Raw genomic sequence first — 17,426 nt, forward strand, 5'->3', positions numbered from 1 at the left:
CGACGAAGGGAGGGGTGGGGAATACTTTGCATTCATCTGACGAGGACCTCGTCCGGGAGGTTCAGCAAGGGAGCAATGCGGCGCTGGAAGTGTTGATTCGCCGGTATTACAAATTTGTGTTTGCTATCGTGTATCGAAAAACGGGTGATTACCACGCGGCGTGTGATCTCACACAGGAGGTTTTCGTAAAGGTTGCCACATCAATTCGCCGTTACCGGGCTTCGGGAAAGTTCAAAAGTTGGCTGACCTCCATTACTTACAATCATTGCATCGATTTTTATCGCAGCACGAAGGGTTCTCGGCAGGATGCGGGGATCGGAGTTCATGAGGAAATCCCGGACGAGTCTGCCAATGTATATCGGTTGTTGGAGTACAACGATGAGCGTCAGGCCATTCGCAGCGCGCTCATGGAGTTGCCGCTGGACCAGCGGGCCACCATCGTGTTGCACTACTTTGAGGGCATGAAAATCCGAGAGATAGCCGAGATCGCAGGCTGCAGCGAGTCCACCGTCAAGTCGAGACTGTATCGAGGACTGAAGAAATTGGGGCAGCAGCTTTCGGGAGGTGAAGAATTTGGTGGACACAGAGACTACTCATGAGTGGGAACGCGTGTTTCGCGAAAATGACGATGTGGCGGATTTTGAACTGTTGACTCGGGCACTGGACCACTACACGGTTGACTTTCCTCCAGAGGAGGTCGTTCAGAACACAATTGACCGCACCATTCGGGCACTCCCGCGCGTCCGGCATGCCCCTCGTGACTGGGCTTCCATGGCATGGTCGCTGAGGAAGCTGTCCGTGCAAACGGCCTATTTGGGACCATGGTTTTGGCTGGCGAGTCTGCTGTTATTCACAGTGGGGTACCTCGCTGTCGTAAAGAGTGCGTTGAATCCATATCAAGCCGTGCTGCTGCTGGCTCCTATACCCTGTATTCTTGGTGTCGTCGAACTCTTGAAGGGCGTGGACAATGGCATGGTTGAAATCGAATTGGCTTGCAAGATGTCACGGCCAGAGGTGTTGATGACCCGCATGGTCGTTATCGGCGTCTATAACGTCGTGCTGGATTCGCTCATCTCTCTGGCCGTCTCATGGACGGCAGGGAGCGATCTGTGGCGCGTGGTGTTTTTCTGGCTGGTGCCGTTCACCTGGATGTCGAGCCTGATGCTGTTTTTGACCGCCAGGTTTCGCGGCCGGGTTGTGGCTCCTGTTGTCCTGTGCGCATGGGGTCTCGCTGTTGGCAGCGTGTTTACAAGCCACCAGGTTTTGCCTTGGCTACTGTCCCTGAACGCCGGCCTGTTTGTGTTGTTGGCGTGCGTGGGCTGCGCGCTGTTAGGCTGGCAGACGCGTTGCCTGTATCAGAGCGCACAAGGAGGCGTGTGGCTTGAAGCTGCAGATTGACGGCGTGTCCAAGGTGCATCGGGGACAGGCCGCTCTTTCCCGTATCGACGTGACCTTCAGTAAAGGAGTGCACAGCCTGTTGGGGCCTAACGGATCCGGCAAGAGCACGTTGATGCGGATCATGGCCGGGGTGCTCAAACCGTCCTCTGGGCGCGTGCTGTTGGATGGAGAAGACATCGTGCAGATGGGGGAACGATATCGGGACATATTGGGCTATTTGCCACAGAGCTTCGGGCTGTATAAAAATTTTACGGCGGAGCGTTTCTTGTTGTACATCTCCGCATTGAAAGGATTGGACAAGGCGCTGGCGGCGGAGCGCATCGAGGAGGCCTTGCGCGCAGTTCATTTGCAAGACGCGCGCCATCGCAAGATAAGGATGTTTTCTGGGGGAATGAAGCAGCGTCTTGGAATTGCCCAAGCCCTCTTGAATGATCCACAGATTCTGATTCTTGACGAGCCGACGGCCGGGCTCGATCCCCAAGAACGCATCCGTTTCCGAAACCTCATCAGCAGGATGTCCATCGACCGAATTGTGATTCTGTCCACTCATATTTTGTCGGATGTGGAGTTCGTGTCCCAGCGCATTGTCCTGATACGGGACGGTCGTTTGCTGGCAGAGGGCACGGCGGAAGGTCTTCGCAAACAGATGCAAGGGAAGGTTTGGACGTTGACCTGTTCACAGGCCGAGGCCCCGGTTTACCTAGAGCGCCTTCCGGTGCGCAGCGTGTCCCATACGGATGCGGGAGTGGAGTTGCGTGTTGTGGCCGATGACCAACCTGCGTCAGGTGCCAAGCTGGCCGCTCCGACACTGGAGGATATGTACCTTTACTATTTTGGGGAAGGAGCGGTTGGCGATGAGGTCTCTTTCCATCGTACGGTTTGAAGCGTACAAGTTGTTCTCGCGCGCAAGCCTGTGGGTGTTCCTCGCCGTGATGGTGGCGGGCGTCTATCTGCCCCTGCAGGTCTTCACAGTCGCTGCGCACCACCCCATGGACGATTACCAAAACACGCCAGTCACCGCCCAACAGGTGGCACAAGCGAAGCGGGAAGCAAACCGGTTGCGGAAGCAGATACAAGAGGTGCAGCCGGGCACGACCGCGTATGACCATATATCCTACGAGATTGAACGCGATCAAGCCATCATAGACTCCGCCTCGGGAAGCGTAGAGAAACCGGTCTTCCAGATGCTCCAGCATACCATCCACAAGCTGCAAAGAGAAGGAAACACGGGCTTTGCATATCGGATGTATAACCTGGAATACAACATGTATCGAAATCTGCCGTTTATCGGTGGCGGCGGGAATGTTACCAGCGGTGGCAGCATGGCGGCGGACTTTGTGAAGACCTATGGATTCGTCATCTACGGCGCTATGATCCTTGTCGGGCTCTCACCGGTTTTCTCCAAGGAATACGCTGACGGCACGGCAGGATTGCTCTTGCCTGCCAGGCGGGGCAGGGAGGCGTTGGTCACGGCCAAGGTGCTGGCGTCCATTCTGTATATCACAGTGATGCAGGGCATCCTCTTCAGCGTCAACGTCCTTTCCAACCTGCTCCTTTTTGGTACGCAAGGACTGGACTATCCTTTGCAGAGCATTCCTTTATACGGCGCACCGTTTCACCTGTCCGTCTGGCATTACCTGCTTGTGTCGACCGGCATCCAATGGTTTGCCGGGATGGCGTTTGGTTTGCTCGTCCTTTGGCTGTCGTCTTTGTTCTCGAGTTCGCTGACGACATTTTTCCTCGCAGCGGGGATCTTGGCTCTCCCCGAACTGTTGAGGCAGTTCACACAGGCTATCTGGGTCGATAAGGTGTTTTCCTTTAGCTATACAGGGCTGCTGCAAGTCTCCGGATTGTTTGTGAAGTTCGAAGCCTACGATGTTTTCGGGTATCCGGTGCTGTACCCGGTGCTCGTTCTCCTGTTGGCGGCTGTGATCTGCGTGCCGATTGTGCTGTTGACCTATCGCTCCTTTTGTCGCCATCAACCCGCGTAAGGTCTCGGGGCGTGTGGTGGTCTTGAAAACCGTCGTGTCCACGGAGGATGCACCCGAGACGGCCCCACCGCAGGTGGGGCTCAGCTTTCCTTATCGACGTCCACGTCCTTCCCGGGTGCGCTTTTCCTCTGCCCCTGGGGCAGTCTGCCGTGCGACCGGGCCGCGTCGCGCAGCAAGAATTCCATGTGCGCGTTGACGCTTCTGAGTTCGTCTTCGGCCCAGCGGGCGATGATGTCGTACAGGTCCGGATCCAGTCGGAGCAAAAACTGCTTCTTCTTCGACATGAAGAGCCATCCCTAGTACAGTGTGCTCGCGTTGATGATGGGCTGGGCCGCCCGCTCCGATGTGATGGACACCATCAAATTGTTGATCATATTGGCCTTGCGTTCCTCATCCAATTCGATAAACCCGTCTTGCTCCAGCTTGGCAATCGCCATTTGCACCATGCCCACGGCTCCTTCGACGATCCGTTCCCGCGCGGAAACAATGGCGGCCGCCTGTTGCCTTTGCAGCATGACGCCGGCAATTTCGGGCGCGTAGGCGAGATGGGTGAGGCGGGCTTCCATCACCTCCACACCTGCGATGGCCAGTCGGTCCTGCAGTTCGCGGGCCAGTTCAGCCGCGACCTCCTCCCCGTTGCCGCGCAGAGAATGGGCGCCCTCGTGCATGGAATCGTACGGGTAGCGGCTGGCCACATGCCGCAACGCTGTTTCACTTTGAATCTCGACGAACTGTTCATAGTCTTCAACTTCAAACAGGGCCTTGGCGGAATCTACCACTCGGTACACGACCACCGCAGCGATTTCCACCGGGTTTCCTTCACTGTCGTTCACCTTCAACGTGTCGCTGTTGAAATTTCTCACACGCAAGGTCACCGTACGGCGTGTCGCCAGTGGAATGGTCAGCCAAATGCCACTGTCTTTGACGGTGCCGAGATAGCGGCCGAAAAAGACGATGGCGCAGCCCGCGTTGGGCTGTACCACAAGGAGGCCGCTCGCCAGCAGGAGGAAGATGAGCAGCAGGATGACACCGATGGGAACGTGACCCGTTACCAACGACACGATGCCGAACACAAGCAGGACGGCCAAAACGAGGAGGGCGGCGTATCCGTTCAATGCGACTGCAGTTCGTTCTTTCATATGGACCTCCATTGAGAAATGTTAATATCGTAATGATATCATCATGATATGTAGTGTCAATGGGCCGATGGAGACAAAGCTGCATGCATGCGGCCGTTTCCGTTGTGGTATGATTTACGAAAGCCGGGATCATGGAATGGAGTGTCCAAAATCACAGCCAGACGTCTCGACAGAGCTTCTTCGACACCGTTGTATCAACAGATCATGAACATTCTGCTGGAAGAGTACATATCGCGCGGAGAAGGCATGCAAATTCCGACAGAGATCGAATTGGCGAATCGATTCCAGGTCAGTCGGATGACCGTACGGCAGGCTGTGCAGGAACTCATTCGCCAAGGCATTCTCGTCCGCTATCGCGGAAGAGGGACCTTTGTGGCTCCGAGTCGGATTCGGCACAGCATACACTCGCACGAGGTCCTCAGCTTGTTCGAAGACCTCAATCTATCCGGGAAGATTTTGCATTCTATAATCCTGCTGAGAGAGCTGGTGGATGCACCAACCTATCTAAAGAATCTGCGAGTGGTGGGTGAAGACGAGAAGGTCGTGGAACTGGTTAGACTGCGTACTCTGAACGACCACCCCCTGGTGTACCAGGTGTCTTATTTTCCAGCCGAGTTTTATCCTGTGATATCCACGGCCGATTTGGCCAAGGTGTCGCTGCTGCGCATACTTGAGCAGCATTTCCACACACGGCCTGTGAAGGCGCAGTTCTCCATCCGGGCCACCGCTGCGGATACCACAGTGTCCCGCAAGCTGTCCGTTCGCCCAGGGGATCCCCTGCTGCGTGTGGAGAAACTGAGCTTTGGGGAGCAAGAGAAATGGTTTGAACACGCTATCCTTTACTGTCCTCCGGATGAATTCGAAATCACATTTTCGTCTGAGTACAAGGCTCGCAATCAGGACCTGATGACCGGTCCTTCGATTTCGGCCCTGCCCGGGTCCCCGCAAATACGTATCCACTCCTGTTCTCCGGAGGATTCCTCTTCGGCAACATAGCCTCAGGGCCTGCCAATTTTCAAAGACCATATTGTCTAGACAATATAGATCTAACTATGATACAATGCGCATATCCACAATGTCTCGGCGTATCACATCATTTTTGATGTGATAGGTGCTATGCTGTTGGTAGCTGTGGTGGTTCGCCTGTTTGGCAAGGAGACCAATGCGGTCCGCCGGAGGGGGGCGATGCGTCCTGAGCAAAGCGCCGGCTTGGAATGACACCGATTTCATTGCAAGGGGAGAATGAGAAATGGCCTCAAAGATGACTCCGACTATGAAGGCTGTGGTCGTTCACGCGCCTCATCGAGCCTCCGTGGAAACCGTCCCGTACCCTGTTCCTGGGCCTGGCGAGGTGACCATCCAGGTCAAAGCCTGCGGCATTTGCGGCACCGATTATCACATTTTCGAAGGGGAATTTCTATCTCCGTATCCTATCATCCCCGGTCATGAGTTTTCTGGAGTCGTGCACGAATTGGGGGACGGGGTCGGTGGGTTGGCAGTGGGCGACAGAGTTGCGGTAGACCCCACCCTGTATTGCGGATCTTGTGATCGGTGCATGACCAATCGTTTCAACCAATGCAGGAATTGGGGAGCGCTTGGCAATACGACGGACGGGGCCATGGCTGAGTTCGTCAAAGTACCGGTGAAGAACGTGGTGAAAATCCCGGATACCATGTCTTACGGGGAAGGTGCCTTCATCGAACCGGTCGCCTGTGTCGTCCATGGCATGAACCGGCTTCAGGTTCAAGTGGGAGACAGGATTTTGTTGTTTGGCGCCGGGGCCATGGGTCTGCAACTTGTTCAAGCGCTCGCCCATGCGGGCGCCTCGGAACTGGTTGTGGTGGATGTGGACCAGAAGAAGGTGGATCTCGCGCTGTCGATGGGGGCCACCCGGGGCGTGGTGGCGTCCGAGGCTTCCGCCATCCTGACCGAGGCCTATCCAGACGGCTTTGATGTGGTGGTCGATGTGACCGGCATTCCACAGGTTATTGAACAGGAGTTCAACTACATGGGGCCCACCGCGAAATTCTTGCAGTTTGGCGTGGCTCCGCAAACCTCCGCAATCCAGGTGAATCCGTTCCAGGTGTACAACAAGGACTGGACCATCATTGGCTCCATGGCGATTAACAACACCTTCATCCCTGCGTTCCGCTGGGTGAAAGAAGGGCGCATCCAGGTCAAGCCGCTGATCACGCACACGCTTGCCCTGGAAGAGGTGCCCGCACTGTTGGCCCAGCCGAAAGACCCCAACATGCTCAAGGCCCAAATCGTGTTGTAGCGCATGTGCCTGCGTGTGTAGGTGGGCGACATCCGTTGTCCCAGGTTACCATGTGCGTATCGATAGGTTGCTGCAAACGGATCGATCCATACGGGGGGAGAGTGATTCTCCTCCCGTTCTTTGGCTGGGCCGCCATGCGGCAGCCTGCGGAAAATTCCGTAACTGCGTCTTTTGCATCGCATTCTGGCCTTCAAGGATTGGGGATTTGGAGGTTGCGTGTCCGACACCCGACACTCTGCCGGGTACGGATCGAGGAGTTGGATAGGAGAAAAACGAATAATTATAGAAATAATGGAACTTGACGTGAAGGATAGGAAGAACGGACGACGAATTGACGAATTATGGAACAGAAAATGTTGTGGCAGACCGCCGCACAGAAGATTCAATGACAACTATACACCGGATGTTGGGGGTAAGGGGATGGCCATCAGGTCTATCAGGGTCAAACTGTGGCTGTCGGCGCGTCCCGACATCAGAGCTGGGCTGTGGCGGTTGCACAAGGTGACCAACGCCGGTGTCCGTTACTACGCAGAGTGGCTCTGTCTGATGCGGCAAGAGAGCTTCTGCCCGCGGGCGGCCGACGGGACGCTGACCTCCCGCTTGACAGCACAAGATTGTCAGTGGGAGCTGCTGCGGCGGCTGCGCGAACGTCAGCGGTGTAACGGCCGTCACGACCTACCGGGGACGGATGCGGAGTTGCTTGCTCTGGCCAGAGAGCTGTACGAAACCTTGGTGCCTCAGTCGCGGGGCAAGGCGGCCGATGCTCTGCAGTTGGCGAGAAACTTTTTCAGCCCTCTGGTCGACGCCAACTCGGTAGGGGGGAAGGGCGAGTCGAGATCGGGGCGAAAGCCGGTTTGGAAAAAGATGCGTGAGGAGGGGCACCCTGGGTGGCAGGCCGCGAGGGATGAGTACGAGCGGCGCAAGGCGGCAGATCCATCTCGGCGTATCCTCGGATCGTTGCAGGACTTGGGGCTGAGGCCGTTGTTTGCGGTCTTTACCCAAACGTGCGGGGCGGACATCGAGTGGAAACCGCTGGGCAAATCCCAAGGTGTACGGACTTGGGACCGAGACATGTTTCAGCAAGCATTGGAGCGCCTGACGGTTTGAGAGGTGTACAGCCGGCGCGCGGGCGAGAAATATGCCCGGTTGCTGGAACAGAAGTCGAAGTTGGAACAGGTGCATGTTGCTGAGCGACCGCACTTGGTGCAGTTGGCGCGGGCGCTGGAGGCGGACATGCAGGCGGCGGGGCAGGAATTCGCGGCCAAGCGTGGTAGGGGGGCTTGGCTCACAGAACGGGCGCTCCGCGGCGCGGACAGGGTGTTTGCGCAGTGGATGTGGTTGCCAAAGGACGCTCCGTTTGCCCAGTATGAGGCGGTGATTCGGCAAGCGCAGGCCGAGCGGCGGGGGACCTTTGGTTCCTACGACTTGTTCGCGAGTTTAGCGGAGCCGCGATATCAGCCGCTGTGGCGAGAGGACCCGACGTTCCTGCGATGCTACGCGCTGTACAGCAGCGTCTTGCGGAAATTGCAGCAAGCCGAGCGAGTCCTCTCGTTCAGGCTGCCGGACCCCTGCGTCGACCCGGTTTGGACGCGGTTTGAGCACGGTGACGGCACGAATCTGCACAAATACGAGCTGGTCTTCGACCACTTTGGTCCCGGTCGCCACGCGGTGCGGTTTCAGAGGATGCTGGTCGAGCAGGACGGGGTTGCCCAGGAGACGGAGTCGGTTCTGGTACCGGTGGCGCCGTCCGCCCAGTTGGACAAGCTGCGGCCGCGCCGGGACGGGCAGAGCCGCATCGCCCTATGGTTTACAGATGCGGGGCAGCCGGCAGGGTTTCCGGCCCAGTGGATCGGCGCGACGCTGCAATATGCGCGTAAGGCGCTGGCACGGGCGGCCCGCCGGGGGCAAGAGCGGCGCGGGCCGGGTCCGTCGGCCGAGCGGCTGGTCGGAGCGTCACCGACGGCCCAGGAAGCGGGAGACGCGTATCTGAATATCCGCGTGCATGTTCAAAGCCCCAGCCAGGTCCGCGGACGACGCTTGCCGCCTTACGCGGCTGTCTTCCGAGTGGACGACCATCATCTGCGGGTCAAGGTGCAAGCCGGTAAGCTGGCTGCGTATCTGCAAGAACACCCCGATGACCGGATTCTCGGGGCGCCGGGGCTGCTTTCGGGACTACGGGTGATGAGTGTAGATACTGGCCTCGGGACATCCGCCAGTGCCAGCGTGTTTCGGGTGGCCGAGCGCACGGAGGTGGAGTCGGCCGAGGGCCGAAGCTTGCACTACTACGCCATCCACGGCACGCTGGACTGGGTGGCGGTGCATGAGCGCTCACTGCGGATTCGCATGCCGGGAGAGACCCATTCGAGGCGGCTGCGTGAGCTGCGCGAGCATCGGGCAGCTGCCTTGCGTTCGCTGCGCGTCCAGCTCGGCGTGCTGTGGCTGTTGCTGCGCTGTCGGGCGTCCGACGAACGGATCCGCGCGCGCAGCTGGCGGCGATTGCTGGACGCGAAGCGGGAGTCCGCCCATGGGCTCACATCCTCCTGGCGGGAGGCGCTGGAAACGGAACTGGCCCAGTTGCAGGCCCACCACGGCCAGGTTCCCGATCCCGACTGGACGTGCTTGGTGGACAAGGCGGTCACCACGTTATGGCGGCACATGAGCCAGCAGGTGCGTGCTTGGCGAAAGCAGGTGCGCTCCGGCGACAAGCCCAAGGTGAAAGGGTATCGGCGGGATGTGGTTGGCGGCAACTCACGGGCCCAAATCGCGTATCTGGAGCAGCAATACCGGTTCTTGCGGGGCTGGACCTTGTTCTCCCAGGCCAGCGGTAGGGTGGCGCAGGTGCAGCGGGAAGCGCGCTTCGCTGCTTCCCTGCGGGAGCACATCGAGAATGCCAAGCGGGATCGATTGAAAAAATGGGCCGACCGCGTCCTCATGGAGGCTTTGGGATATGTGTACGAAAGCGACGGAGGGAAAAAGAGGCGATGGGTGGCCAAGCATCCGCCATGCCAGCTGATTGTCCTTGAGGAACCGAGTGCCCGCCGGTTCCCTCACGGCAGGCCGCGGCGCGACAGCGGGTCAGCGATGGGCTGGGAGCAGCGGGAACTGCTGGCGGAGCTGACCTCGCAAGCTCGGGTTCACGATGTGTTGGTAGGGACGGTCAGCGCCGCCTTTATGTCCCGGTTTGATGCCCGCACGGGCGCCCCCGGGGTGAGCTGCCGCCGTGTTCCAGCGCGCTTGGCCGGGGAAGCGGCTGATTCGCTTCCGCCCTGGCTCACGGAGTTTCTGGCACGTCACCAGCTGGACAGTGGGCTGTTGCGGGCGGACGATGTGATTCCGACCGGAGACGGCGAATTTTTGGTTTCCCCGTGTGCGGACGGGCACTTCCGCCAGGTGCACGCCGGCGTCAACGCGGCGCAGAACCTGCAGCGTCGGCTATGGAAGAGCATCGACATCGGCGAACTGCGCCTGCACGGAGAGGTGAAGACGGATGGCGTGGTGGCAGCGCAGGCGTCTCGCGCCTCCAACCAGAGCAGGGAGGCGGCGCATGGCCATAGGGTATTGGTGTCCAAGGATGGTGTGACCTTTTTCTCCACCAGGCGCGTGGATGACGTGTTGTGGCCGTATGTGTTCGAATATCTATCGGCAGAGGGGATGGAGTTGCTGACGGAGGCCGACGATTCGCGCGCTGGGGCCATCGTCCTCTTTCGTGATCCGTCTGGGCAAATCAACAAGGGTCTCTGGACGCGCCAAGATGAGTTTTGGTCCCAGGTCGGCCAGCGAGTGGAATCGTACGCCGTCACAACCATACGCCGTCGCGCTGCGCGCAGGTAGCGACGCGGGCAGGGCGAAGTGGAGGTTCTTCCTCAGGCAAAAAAGCTAGGGCGCTCGACTCGCTTTGTCCGTATTCAATCGCTGATGAGGGGGTTGTAAAAATGGTATATTCCCTGTGGTCGTCCGGATGTGGGGCATCCTAGCCAATACGGGGGGATACGCCCATGGACAGGATGAAGACCGGATGAACAAACGGGAAATTGTCCGCTGCCTGCGCTTGGCCAACGACCTGTGGGCCATCGAGGGCGCGAATCCGTTTCGCGTTCGCGCGCATGAGCGGGCCGCCGAGGCGATTCTTGAATCTCCGTTGGCGATAGAGGAAATTCTGGCGCTTCCGCCCGGCAGCATACGCGGGGTGGGGCGGGAGACCTTGGCGATGGTACGTGAGCTCCGGGAACATGGCATGAGCGGGTTGCTCGACCGGATGCGCATCACCACACCGGTCGAGGCGGCGGAGCTGCTGCGTCTGCCCGGGATTGGGCCGAAGACGGCGCGCCGACTCGTCCACGATATGGGGGTCCGTTCCTCGATAGAGCTGAAGCAGGCGCTGGCATCCGGTGCTCTGCGCGAGGTGCCGGGACTGGGCGTCAGTCGCTTGGCGCGGCTGAGAAGAGAGTTGGACGTGCTGCTCGAGCGCAAGCGCGCCACCCCCATCGCTGCAGCGTGGCCGCTGGCGTGTCAGCTTGTGCAGCAACTGAAGGCTTGTCCGCGTGTTCACGAGGCTGCTGTGACGGGTGCTGCGCGCCGAATGGTGACCATGGTGCCGACCATCGACCTGGCGGTGGCATGTACCGACACACGGTGGCTGAACGAGTGGGCGCAGTCCGTGGGTGAACTTGTGTCTCCCTCGGATGGGTGCGACCCAGCGCGGCAAGGACCTGCCAGCGAAAGGCCGTATCGAGATACGCTATCCGTCGCCGAGCCCGCTCAATCTCATCTTCAACCACTGGAACTGACCGTCCCTTGGGCAGGGGAGACAGCGCGCGTACGTCTATACGCCGTCGAAACAGCACGCTTCCCCCAGGTGTGGATGCGTACCACCGGCGACTCCACACACCAGCGATTGGTGGCGGCCTTCCTGGAACAAAACGGAATTCAGTGGACCGCCGACGAGAGGCTCGTGCGCGGGGGAAAGGAGCTCACGGTCCACGAAGAGTCTGACGTGTACCGCCTTGCCGGGCTGCCCTTTTACCCGCCCGAGGTGCGCGAAGGGAAAGGCGTTTTGTGCGACGTAGGGCACCTCATCCAACAGACCGACATTCGCGGTGACTTGCATGTGCACACCAACTGGAGCGATGGGTTGCTGTCCATTCAGCAAGTGGTGGAAGCAGCCGAGGCGCGTGGGTACGAATACGTGGCCATCACAGATCACTCCCAATCACTGACCATCGCCGGCGGACTGACGCCGGAACGCGTGCGCCAGCAGGCGCGGGAAATCGCCCAGGTGCGCGCGCACAGCCGAATCAAAATCCTGCACGGCATTGAGGTGGACATTCTGCCCGATGGGCGCCTCGACCTGCCCGATGAAGTGTTGATGGAGCTGGATCTGGTCATCGCGTCGGTGCACAGTGCCCTGCACCAACCCCGTGCGCAGTTGACCGAACGCGTGCTGGCGGCGATAGAACACCCGGCTGTGCACATGATTGGCCACCTGACAGGTCGTCTGTTAGGCCGGCGATCCGCCTGCGACCTCGACACGGGCCGTCTGTTGCAGCGGGCTTTGGAACTCGGGGTGATGTTTGAACTGAACGCCAATCCCAATCGCCTGGATATTGCGGAGGACTTGCTGCGGGAGGCCAAATCGCGGGGCATGAAGGTCCCCGTCAACACAGACGCGCACCATGAACCGGAGTTCAACTACATGGAGTACGGCATCCGCATGGCCCGCCGCGGCTGGTTATACAAAGAGGACGTGCTCAACACCCTGCCGTACGAAGAAGTGATGGCGTGCCTACAGAGAAAGCGGCGCGCGTAGGCGCCGCTTGGCACATCACAAAGCGTCGTAACCGGCCTCTTCAATCGCCTGTCTCAACGTCTCGACGCTGATCTGGCCTGCATCGTAGGTGACGGTGGCACACTCCCTGGCGAGGTCCACGTCCGCCTTTTGCACGCCGTCAATTGCCTGCAGGGCGCGCGTGACTGCATGGACACAACCGCTGCAGGTCATGCCTTTGACCGTAATGGTGGCCGTCGCCATCGTCTTCATCTCCTCTGAGTGAATGGGTGTTCCACTCGTCATCCAGCATACCCCCATATGGTATCCAGCGTCAAGCGAATCGGGTCTCGTCTCCGGGTGTCGCCCGTTCAGCCACCCGACTGGCAAAGGCCATCGGACGGGTGGCTACATATAGTGCCGGACAACGCCTCTGCGGCCCAGGTGAGCCGGAGGGAAACGACTCCCCTCAAATCTCTCGCGTGCGCGTCAGCGGGCCCTTGTCTCCCGGTTCTTCCGCCGGTCGGGTGAACCAAAAGTAAAAGGTTCCCAAAAATATGGCAGCCGCGTAGATGACCGGTTGTGGCACACGGATGGCGGGTATCTTGTGCAAAAACATGTCGATTCCTCCTCAGTCGAAGCCATTTCTGGGTGCAAGCGCCAGATTGGAGGACGGCCCGCCGTGTTGCAACTCCCGTTGTATGAGGGCGCGGCCGAAATCGGCAAAAAATTCACGGGCACGCTCGCTGGTCTCTGTTGGGCTGGCGGCAACGGGAACATTGGAGTTGCCAAAGGCCGGTCCGCTGAGCACCAAACTGAGACGGCCGGACGAGATCCAGGGGCCGGTGTTGGTGATTTGCCCTATAACCAACAGCAGCGCGGTGACGACGTCGATGGCGTCGAGGACCAGCCCGCCCGCGGTTGAGTCGGATTGTTGCCGGGGTCCGCCGAGCACAGGTCCAGAGAGGCTAAGCCATATCGCCCCCGAGGACAAATACACACCCGAGGTGGTCACCTGGCCCGTGAGCAGCAAGATGGCCGTCCATAGGTCGATGGCGCGCAAAATGCCTGTCACGACGGCGCGTTTGCCAGCGGTGCGGCGGTGCTTTGGCTGCATCTGGCATCCACCATCCTTCTGGCCAGCCCGTCCGACAATTCTTCGGCGCAGGATTCCTGTCTTGGTTCGAGCAGATTATGCTGCCGTCATTCCAGCCGTGTGGACGGTCCCCATGGCGCACAGGCGCGACCCACCCTGCGCCTGCGTTGAGGATTCGATGGTCTTACAAGCACGTTGTGTCCCAGATAATGGACACGTAAAAAGAGGACAACAATTGTGGAGAATCGTGATAGTTTCGCGATGTTTGGTTGACAAGGACCAGAAACGCCAGTTCAGAACCTCGTCTTGCCGCCACAGGGTGCGTATAATGGCGAACAGATGGACGCCCAGTTTGTTAGGATAAGCGGCGCTTTGTTTGGTTGAGGGGGTTGTAAAGATGCAACGGAAGTGGAAAGTGGGGGCCGCGTTGGGCACCGTCGCAGCTGTCACGTTAGCGCTTGCAGGGTGCGGATCGAGCGGAGGCAATAGCAATGGGTCTGGGTCTGGCAAAGGCACCGCGGCCGGCGGCGGAAAAGCCGCCACCATGGTCATGGTGCCCTCTCCCTACGGCAGTTTTCAGCGCAATTTCAACCCGTTTCAAAGTTCAGCCTGCAACGGGGGCACCATTGGGCTGATCTATGAACCGATGTTCTACTACAACCGGGTGGGGCCGCAACGTTATCCGCTGCTGGGCAAGAGCACCCAGTGGAGCAACGGCAACAAGACACTGACGGTCACGCTGCGCTCGGGCGTGAAATGGAGTGACGGGCAAAAGTTCAGCGCCAGCGACGTGGTGTACACGTTCAACCTGATGAAAAGCAACCCGGCGCTGGACAGCAGCGGGGTCTGGCAGGAGCTGGCGGACGTCAAGGCGCAGGGGGATGACAAGGTCGTCTTCGACTTCAAGCGCGTGGACGTGCCGTTTGCGCTGTACATCCTTGAAACGCCGATTGTGCCCGAACACATTTGGAAGCACATCAAGGATCCGAAGAAGGACAACAACCCGAACCCGGTCGGCACGGGTCCGTATGTGCTATCGTCGTTCTCTTCGCAATCGTATACGCTGAAGGCGAATCCGAATTACTACCTCGGCAAGCCGCCGGTGCCGGAGATCGAGTTTCCGGCATACAGCAGCAACGACAGCCTGAACCTGGCCTTGGCGAACGGTCAGGTCACCTGGGCCAGCTGCTTCTTTGCCAACATCGACAAGGTCTACACATCCAAGAGCCCGCACAACAAATATTGGAGCGCGCCGAACAACGACGTGCAGCTGGTGCCGAACTTGAAAAACCCGATTCTCAACAACCTCACTGTACGCAAGGCCATCAGCATGGCCATCAACCGCAGCGAGCTGATTCAAAAGGGCGAGTACGGGCTGTTTCCGGCGGCCCACCCGACGGGCGTGCTGATGCCGACCATGAAGCAGTGGTTGGATCCGAATCTGCCTAAGCAGGACCAGCGGTTCACCTATGATCCACAAAAAGCCGTGCGGCTGTTGGAGCAGGCCGGGTTCAAGAAGAACAAGAACGGCATCTTTGAGACGCTGGACGGGGAACCCCTGTCGTTCTCGCTGCTGGTCGTCTCCGGTTGGACGGACTGGATTGCCGACGCGCAGCTCCTGATGCAAGACCTGCGCAAGATTGGGATTCAGCTGCAGGTGGAGCAGCAGCAGTACGGCGGCTATATGTCGGCCCTGCAGAATCACAAGTTTGACTTGGCGCTGGTTTCCACGGGGAACGGGCCAAACCCGTATTACATCTACAAATCCTCGTTTGCCACTGGAGCGGTCAACAACTACGGCGGCTGGAGCGATCCGGCGACCGACCAAGCGCTGCGCGAGTTCGCCAGCACCACGGATAAGGCGGCGCAGAAACAGGCGCTGTACAAGGTGGAGCGCATCATCGCCGAGAAGATGCCGACCATTATCCTGTTTGAGGGGCCAGCTCTGTACGAGTACAACGACAGCGACTACACCGGCTGGCCGACCGCGTCCAATCCGTACGCGACCCCGGCCGCTTGGGCCTGGCCGGCTCCGGAAATTGTCCTGATGCACCTCAAACCTCGTTCCTAAAGAACATCTCGCACCGTTGGTCCGGAGCCCTGCTGAGCTCGTCTTGCCGGGGCTCCGGACGGTCTTATTGGCTGCGTTGTCCGCTACTATGATGGGACTCCGCTACGTGTCAAAACATCCGTTAGCTAATTGTTATTATGTTTGGCAAATTACAATATAAAAAGACTATAAATCTACTATTATCACCTCTTTGGATCCGAAAAACTGTACTATAATGTCTCCAAGCAATCGCTTTCACCATGTTCGCCAAACAAGCCTAACATGTTGGTTCGGCGTGATGAAATCGGGTGCCAGTGTCGGTGAATCGCGGTTTCGGACGCCTTCTCTCGCAAACCAAAGGAAGTGGTGATATGGCGGTCTCCGTCCGGCAGCTGCCGGTATGGGAGGGAAACGGAATGGACGATACGATGCAAGCGGTGCCGTTTGTGAGCCGCAAGGATATTCTGTTTTCCGAGCCCTGGCAGATTGACCTCCAGGCGGTGACGGAAGCGCTCGGCAAAGTGAATCCGTTGGCGGACGTGGCCGTGCTGGCGGTGCACAGCCAACAGCCGTTTCCTATCTACCCATTCTTGAATGCCCTGCAGACGGCGCGCACCGAGGTGCTGCATGTGCTGTGGCAAGGCAGCCGGAGCTTTGTGTTGACCCTGTCGACCGCCTCCATGGAGCCGCTGCGCCAGGTGGTTGAGAAACGGCTGCGCGAGTGCTGCGACGGCAACGTCTTGGCCGGATTGTGCGGCCCGTTGCCGTTGGCCCGTTGGGATGAGTGGCTTGGGGCGTTGGAGCAGGCGTTATGGTGTTTGAACCAAAACGTGCTGGAGCGCCGGGGGGTGAGCGTGGCTGAGCCAAGGGTGTTTCGCAGTACGGGCGGCTGCGCGGGGGCCCTGGACAAACTGCTGCAAGTGTGGCCGGAAGGCAGCGTGAGCGCGGTAATGTCGGTTTTGGACGAAGCGTTCGCGGTGATGCGGCAGGAGCACTGGCCGCTGCGGGAGGTGGTGGTGTACTGCGCGCAGGTGGTGGTGTTGATGCAGGCGCAGGCGCACTGGCCTCGCGGGGGTTCGTCGCGGATGTGGCGACGTCCGGAGGACTGGCAGGAATGGATAGCCGCGGAGTGCTGCAAGCTGGAGGCGCTGAAGGCGCGGCTAAAAGAGATTGTGAGCGGGTTGTTGGAGACGCCACGGGACGCAATGGCAGCGGGCCGAAGCATTCAGGTGCTGCGGGTGATGGAGTGGATAGAAGCGGAGTATGCGTCGGAGTTGGAGCTGGAGGACCTGGCGGCTCGGGTCTATCTGAGCGCGGGGCACCTGAGCAAGCGGTTCAAGCAGGAGACGGGGATGACGGTGCATGAATACATCATTCGGACGCGCCTTGCCCAGGCGAAAGACCTGCTATTGAACGATTTGAGTCTGAAGGTCTACGAGGTGGGGGCACGGGTCGGATATCCGGACGCCACTTATTTCAACAAACTGTTCAAGCGGCACGTCGGCGTCACCCCCAAGGAGTACCGCGAGCGGGGCGGTGTTTGAACGGTTTGCGGTCTTGTGGGCTTTCGGCCTTTGGGAGCAAGCGCCTTCATAACGTTGAACAATAGTTTGGAAAACCTTGTTCAGATCAGACGATAGACGGCAAAAAAGCGCATCGTTTGAATGAAGGAGAATGCCTGCGCCGTTGTGGGAACGGCCGCGTGATGAG

14 protein-coding genes and 1 pseudogene are annotated in these 17,426 nt (G+C 59.1%); 10 read left to right on the forward strand and 5 right to left on the reverse strand.

What is annotated here, in order from left to right; genetic code table 11:
- The 4 genes from ASH01S_RS15565 to ASH01S_RS15580 all read left to right on the forward strand — a co-directional run.
- Positions 1-599: RNA polymerase sigma factor (locus tag ASH01S_RS15565; protein ID WP_067929363.1), on the forward strand; the 599-nt coding region annotated here is incomplete at its 5' end.
- The gene (locus ASH01S_RS15570; RefSeq protein WP_067929364.1) at positions 574-1,398 is read left to right on the forward strand and encodes a hypothetical protein; all 825 of its coding nucleotides are present in this window, start codon (positions 574-576) and stop codon (positions 1,396-1,398) included. The genes ASH01S_RS15565 and ASH01S_RS15570, both read left to right, overlap by 26 nt.
- Complete coding sequence (locus ASH01S_RS15575) at positions 1,382-2,281, forward strand: ABC transporter ATP-binding protein (RefSeq protein WP_067929365.1); 900 nt, start codon at positions 1,382-1,384, stop codon at positions 2,279-2,281. The genes ASH01S_RS15570 and ASH01S_RS15575 overlap by 17 nt, the downstream gene beginning before the upstream one ends.
- Positions 2,253-3,389 (forward strand): ABC transporter permease subunit, encoded by a 1,137-nt coding sequence (locus tag ASH01S_RS15580; protein WP_067929366.1) that lies wholly within the window; start codon positions 2,253-2,255, stop codon positions 3,387-3,389. Before ASH01S_RS15575 ends, ASH01S_RS15580 begins: the two co-directional genes overlap by 29 nt.
- A gap of 80 nt (positions 3,390-3,469) precedes the next feature.
- Here ASH01S_RS15580 and ASH01S_RS15585 read toward each other — a convergent pair whose 3' ends face one another.
- Positions 3,470-3,673 carry a type II toxin-antitoxin system antitoxin gene (locus ASH01S_RS15585; RefSeq protein ID WP_067929367.1) on the reverse strand — a complete coding sequence of 68 codons (204 nt, stop codon included), beginning with the start codon at positions 3,671-3,673 and terminating at the stop codon, positions 3,470-3,472.
- A 12-nt stretch (positions 3,674-3,685) separates the two neighbouring features.
- The gene (locus tag ASH01S_RS15590; protein WP_067929368.1) at positions 3,686-4,528 is read right to left on the reverse strand and encodes an SPFH domain-containing protein; all 843 of its coding nucleotides are present in this window, start codon (positions 4,526-4,528) and stop codon (positions 3,686-3,688) included.
- 141 nt (positions 4,529-4,669) lie between these two features.
- Between ASH01S_RS15590 and ASH01S_RS15595 the strand changes: the two genes are divergently transcribed.
- From ASH01S_RS15595 to ASH01S_RS15615, 4 genes and pseudogenes are all read left to right on the forward strand, one after another.
- Entirely contained in the window at positions 4,670-5,524 is an 855-nt protein-coding gene (locus ASH01S_RS15595; protein WP_169794259.1) for a GntR family transcriptional regulator, read from the forward strand.
- 253 nt (positions 5,525-5,777) lie between these two features.
- On the forward strand, positions 5,778-6,806 hold the full coding sequence (locus tag ASH01S_RS15600; RefSeq protein ID WP_245629115.1) for a zinc-dependent alcohol dehydrogenase family protein: 1,029 nt from the start codon (positions 5,778-5,780) through the stop codon (positions 6,804-6,806).
- 546 nt (positions 6,807-7,352) lie between these two features.
- Positions 7,353-10,637: pseudogene (gene cas12b, locus ASH01S_RS15610) on the forward strand (type V CRISPR-associated protein Cas12b).
- 184 nt (positions 10,638-10,821) lie between these two features.
- On the forward strand, positions 10,822-12,612 hold the full coding sequence (locus tag ASH01S_RS15615) for a PHP domain-containing protein (RefSeq protein WP_067929372.1): 1,791 nt from the start codon (positions 10,822-10,824) through the stop codon (positions 12,610-12,612).
- A 15-nt stretch (positions 12,613-12,627) separates the two neighbouring features.
- On the opposite strand, the gene ASH01S_RS15620 is transcribed toward ASH01S_RS15615, so the two are convergent.
- From ASH01S_RS15620 to ASH01S_RS18980, 3 genes are all read right to left on the reverse strand, one after another.
- On the reverse strand, positions 12,628-12,876 hold the full coding sequence (locus tag ASH01S_RS15620) for a heavy-metal-associated domain-containing protein (RefSeq protein WP_306302874.1): 249 nt from the start codon (positions 12,874-12,876) through the stop codon (positions 12,628-12,630).
- 163 nt (positions 12,877-13,039) lie between these two features.
- Entirely contained in the window at positions 13,040-13,189 is a 150-nt protein-coding gene (locus tag ASH01S_RS18910; RefSeq protein WP_169794260.1) for a hypothetical protein, read from the reverse strand.
- Positions 13,190-13,201: 12 nt separating this feature from the next.
- A complete protein-coding gene (locus tag ASH01S_RS18980) occupies positions 13,202-13,687 on the reverse strand; it encodes a hypothetical protein (RefSeq protein ID WP_067929374.1) in 486 nt (161 codons plus the stop codon).
- A gap of 376 nt (positions 13,688-14,063) precedes the next feature.
- Between ASH01S_RS18980 and ASH01S_RS15630 the strand changes: the two genes are divergently transcribed.
- Together ASH01S_RS15630 and ASH01S_RS15635 are read left to right on the forward strand one after the other, a co-directional pair.
- On the forward strand, positions 14,064-15,737 hold the full coding sequence (locus tag ASH01S_RS15630; protein WP_067929375.1) for an ABC transporter substrate-binding protein: 1,674 nt from the start codon (positions 14,064-14,066) through the stop codon (positions 15,735-15,737).
- A gap of 395 nt (positions 15,738-16,132) precedes the next feature.
- The gene (locus ASH01S_RS15635) at positions 16,133-17,260 is read left to right on the forward strand and encodes a helix-turn-helix transcriptional regulator (protein ID WP_245629116.1); all 1,128 of its coding nucleotides are present in this window, start codon (positions 16,133-16,135) and stop codon (positions 17,258-17,260) included.
- The last annotated feature ends 166 nt before the right edge of the window (positions 17,261-17,426 follow it).

The organism is Alicyclobacillus shizuokensis NBRC 103103, assembly GCF_001552255.1.
Classification (GTDB): domain Bacteria; phylum Bacillota; class Bacilli; order Alicyclobacillales; family Alicyclobacillaceae; genus Alicyclobacillus_G; species Alicyclobacillus_G shizuokensis.

Bases quoted from the DNA above. Each gene is read 5' to 3' on its own strand.
- ASH01S_RS18980 (WP_067929374.1), bottom strand. From the start codon at position 13,687: ATGCAGCCAAAGCACCGCCGCACCGCTGGCAAACGCGCCGTCGTGACA.
- ASH01S_RS15585 (WP_067929367.1), bottom strand. From the start codon at position 3,673: ATGTCGAAGAAGAAGCAGTTTTTGCTCCGACTGGATCCGGACCTGTAC.
- ASH01S_RS15620 (WP_306302874.1), bottom strand. From the start codon at position 12,876: ATGACGAGTGGAACACCCATTCACTCAGAGGAGATGAAGACGATGGCG.
- ASH01S_RS18910 (WP_169794260.1), bottom strand. From the start codon at position 13,189: ATGTTTTTGCACAAGATACCCGCCATCCGTGTGCCACAACCGGTCATC.
- ASH01S_RS15630 (WP_067929375.1), top strand. From the start codon at position 14,064: ATGCAACGGAAGTGGAAAGTGGGGGCCGCGTTGGGCACCGTCGCAGCT.
- ASH01S_RS15600 (WP_245629115.1), top strand. From the start codon at position 5,778: ATGGCCTCAAAGATGACTCCGACTATGAAGGCTGTGGTCGTTCACGCG.
- ASH01S_RS15590 (WP_067929368.1), bottom strand. From the start codon at position 4,528: ATGAAAGAACGAACTGCAGTCGCATTGAACGGATACGCCGCCCTCCTC.
- ASH01S_RS15615 (WP_067929372.1), top strand. From the start codon at position 10,822: ATGAACAAACGGGAAATTGTCCGCTGCCTGCGCTTGGCCAACGACCTG.
- ASH01S_RS15635 (WP_245629116.1), top strand. From the start codon at position 16,133: ATGGACGATACGATGCAAGCGGTGCCGTTTGTGAGCCGCAAGGATATT.
- ASH01S_RS15580 (WP_067929366.1), top strand. From the start codon at position 2,253: ATGAGGTCTCTTTCCATCGTACGGTTTGAAGCGTACAAGTTGTTCTCG.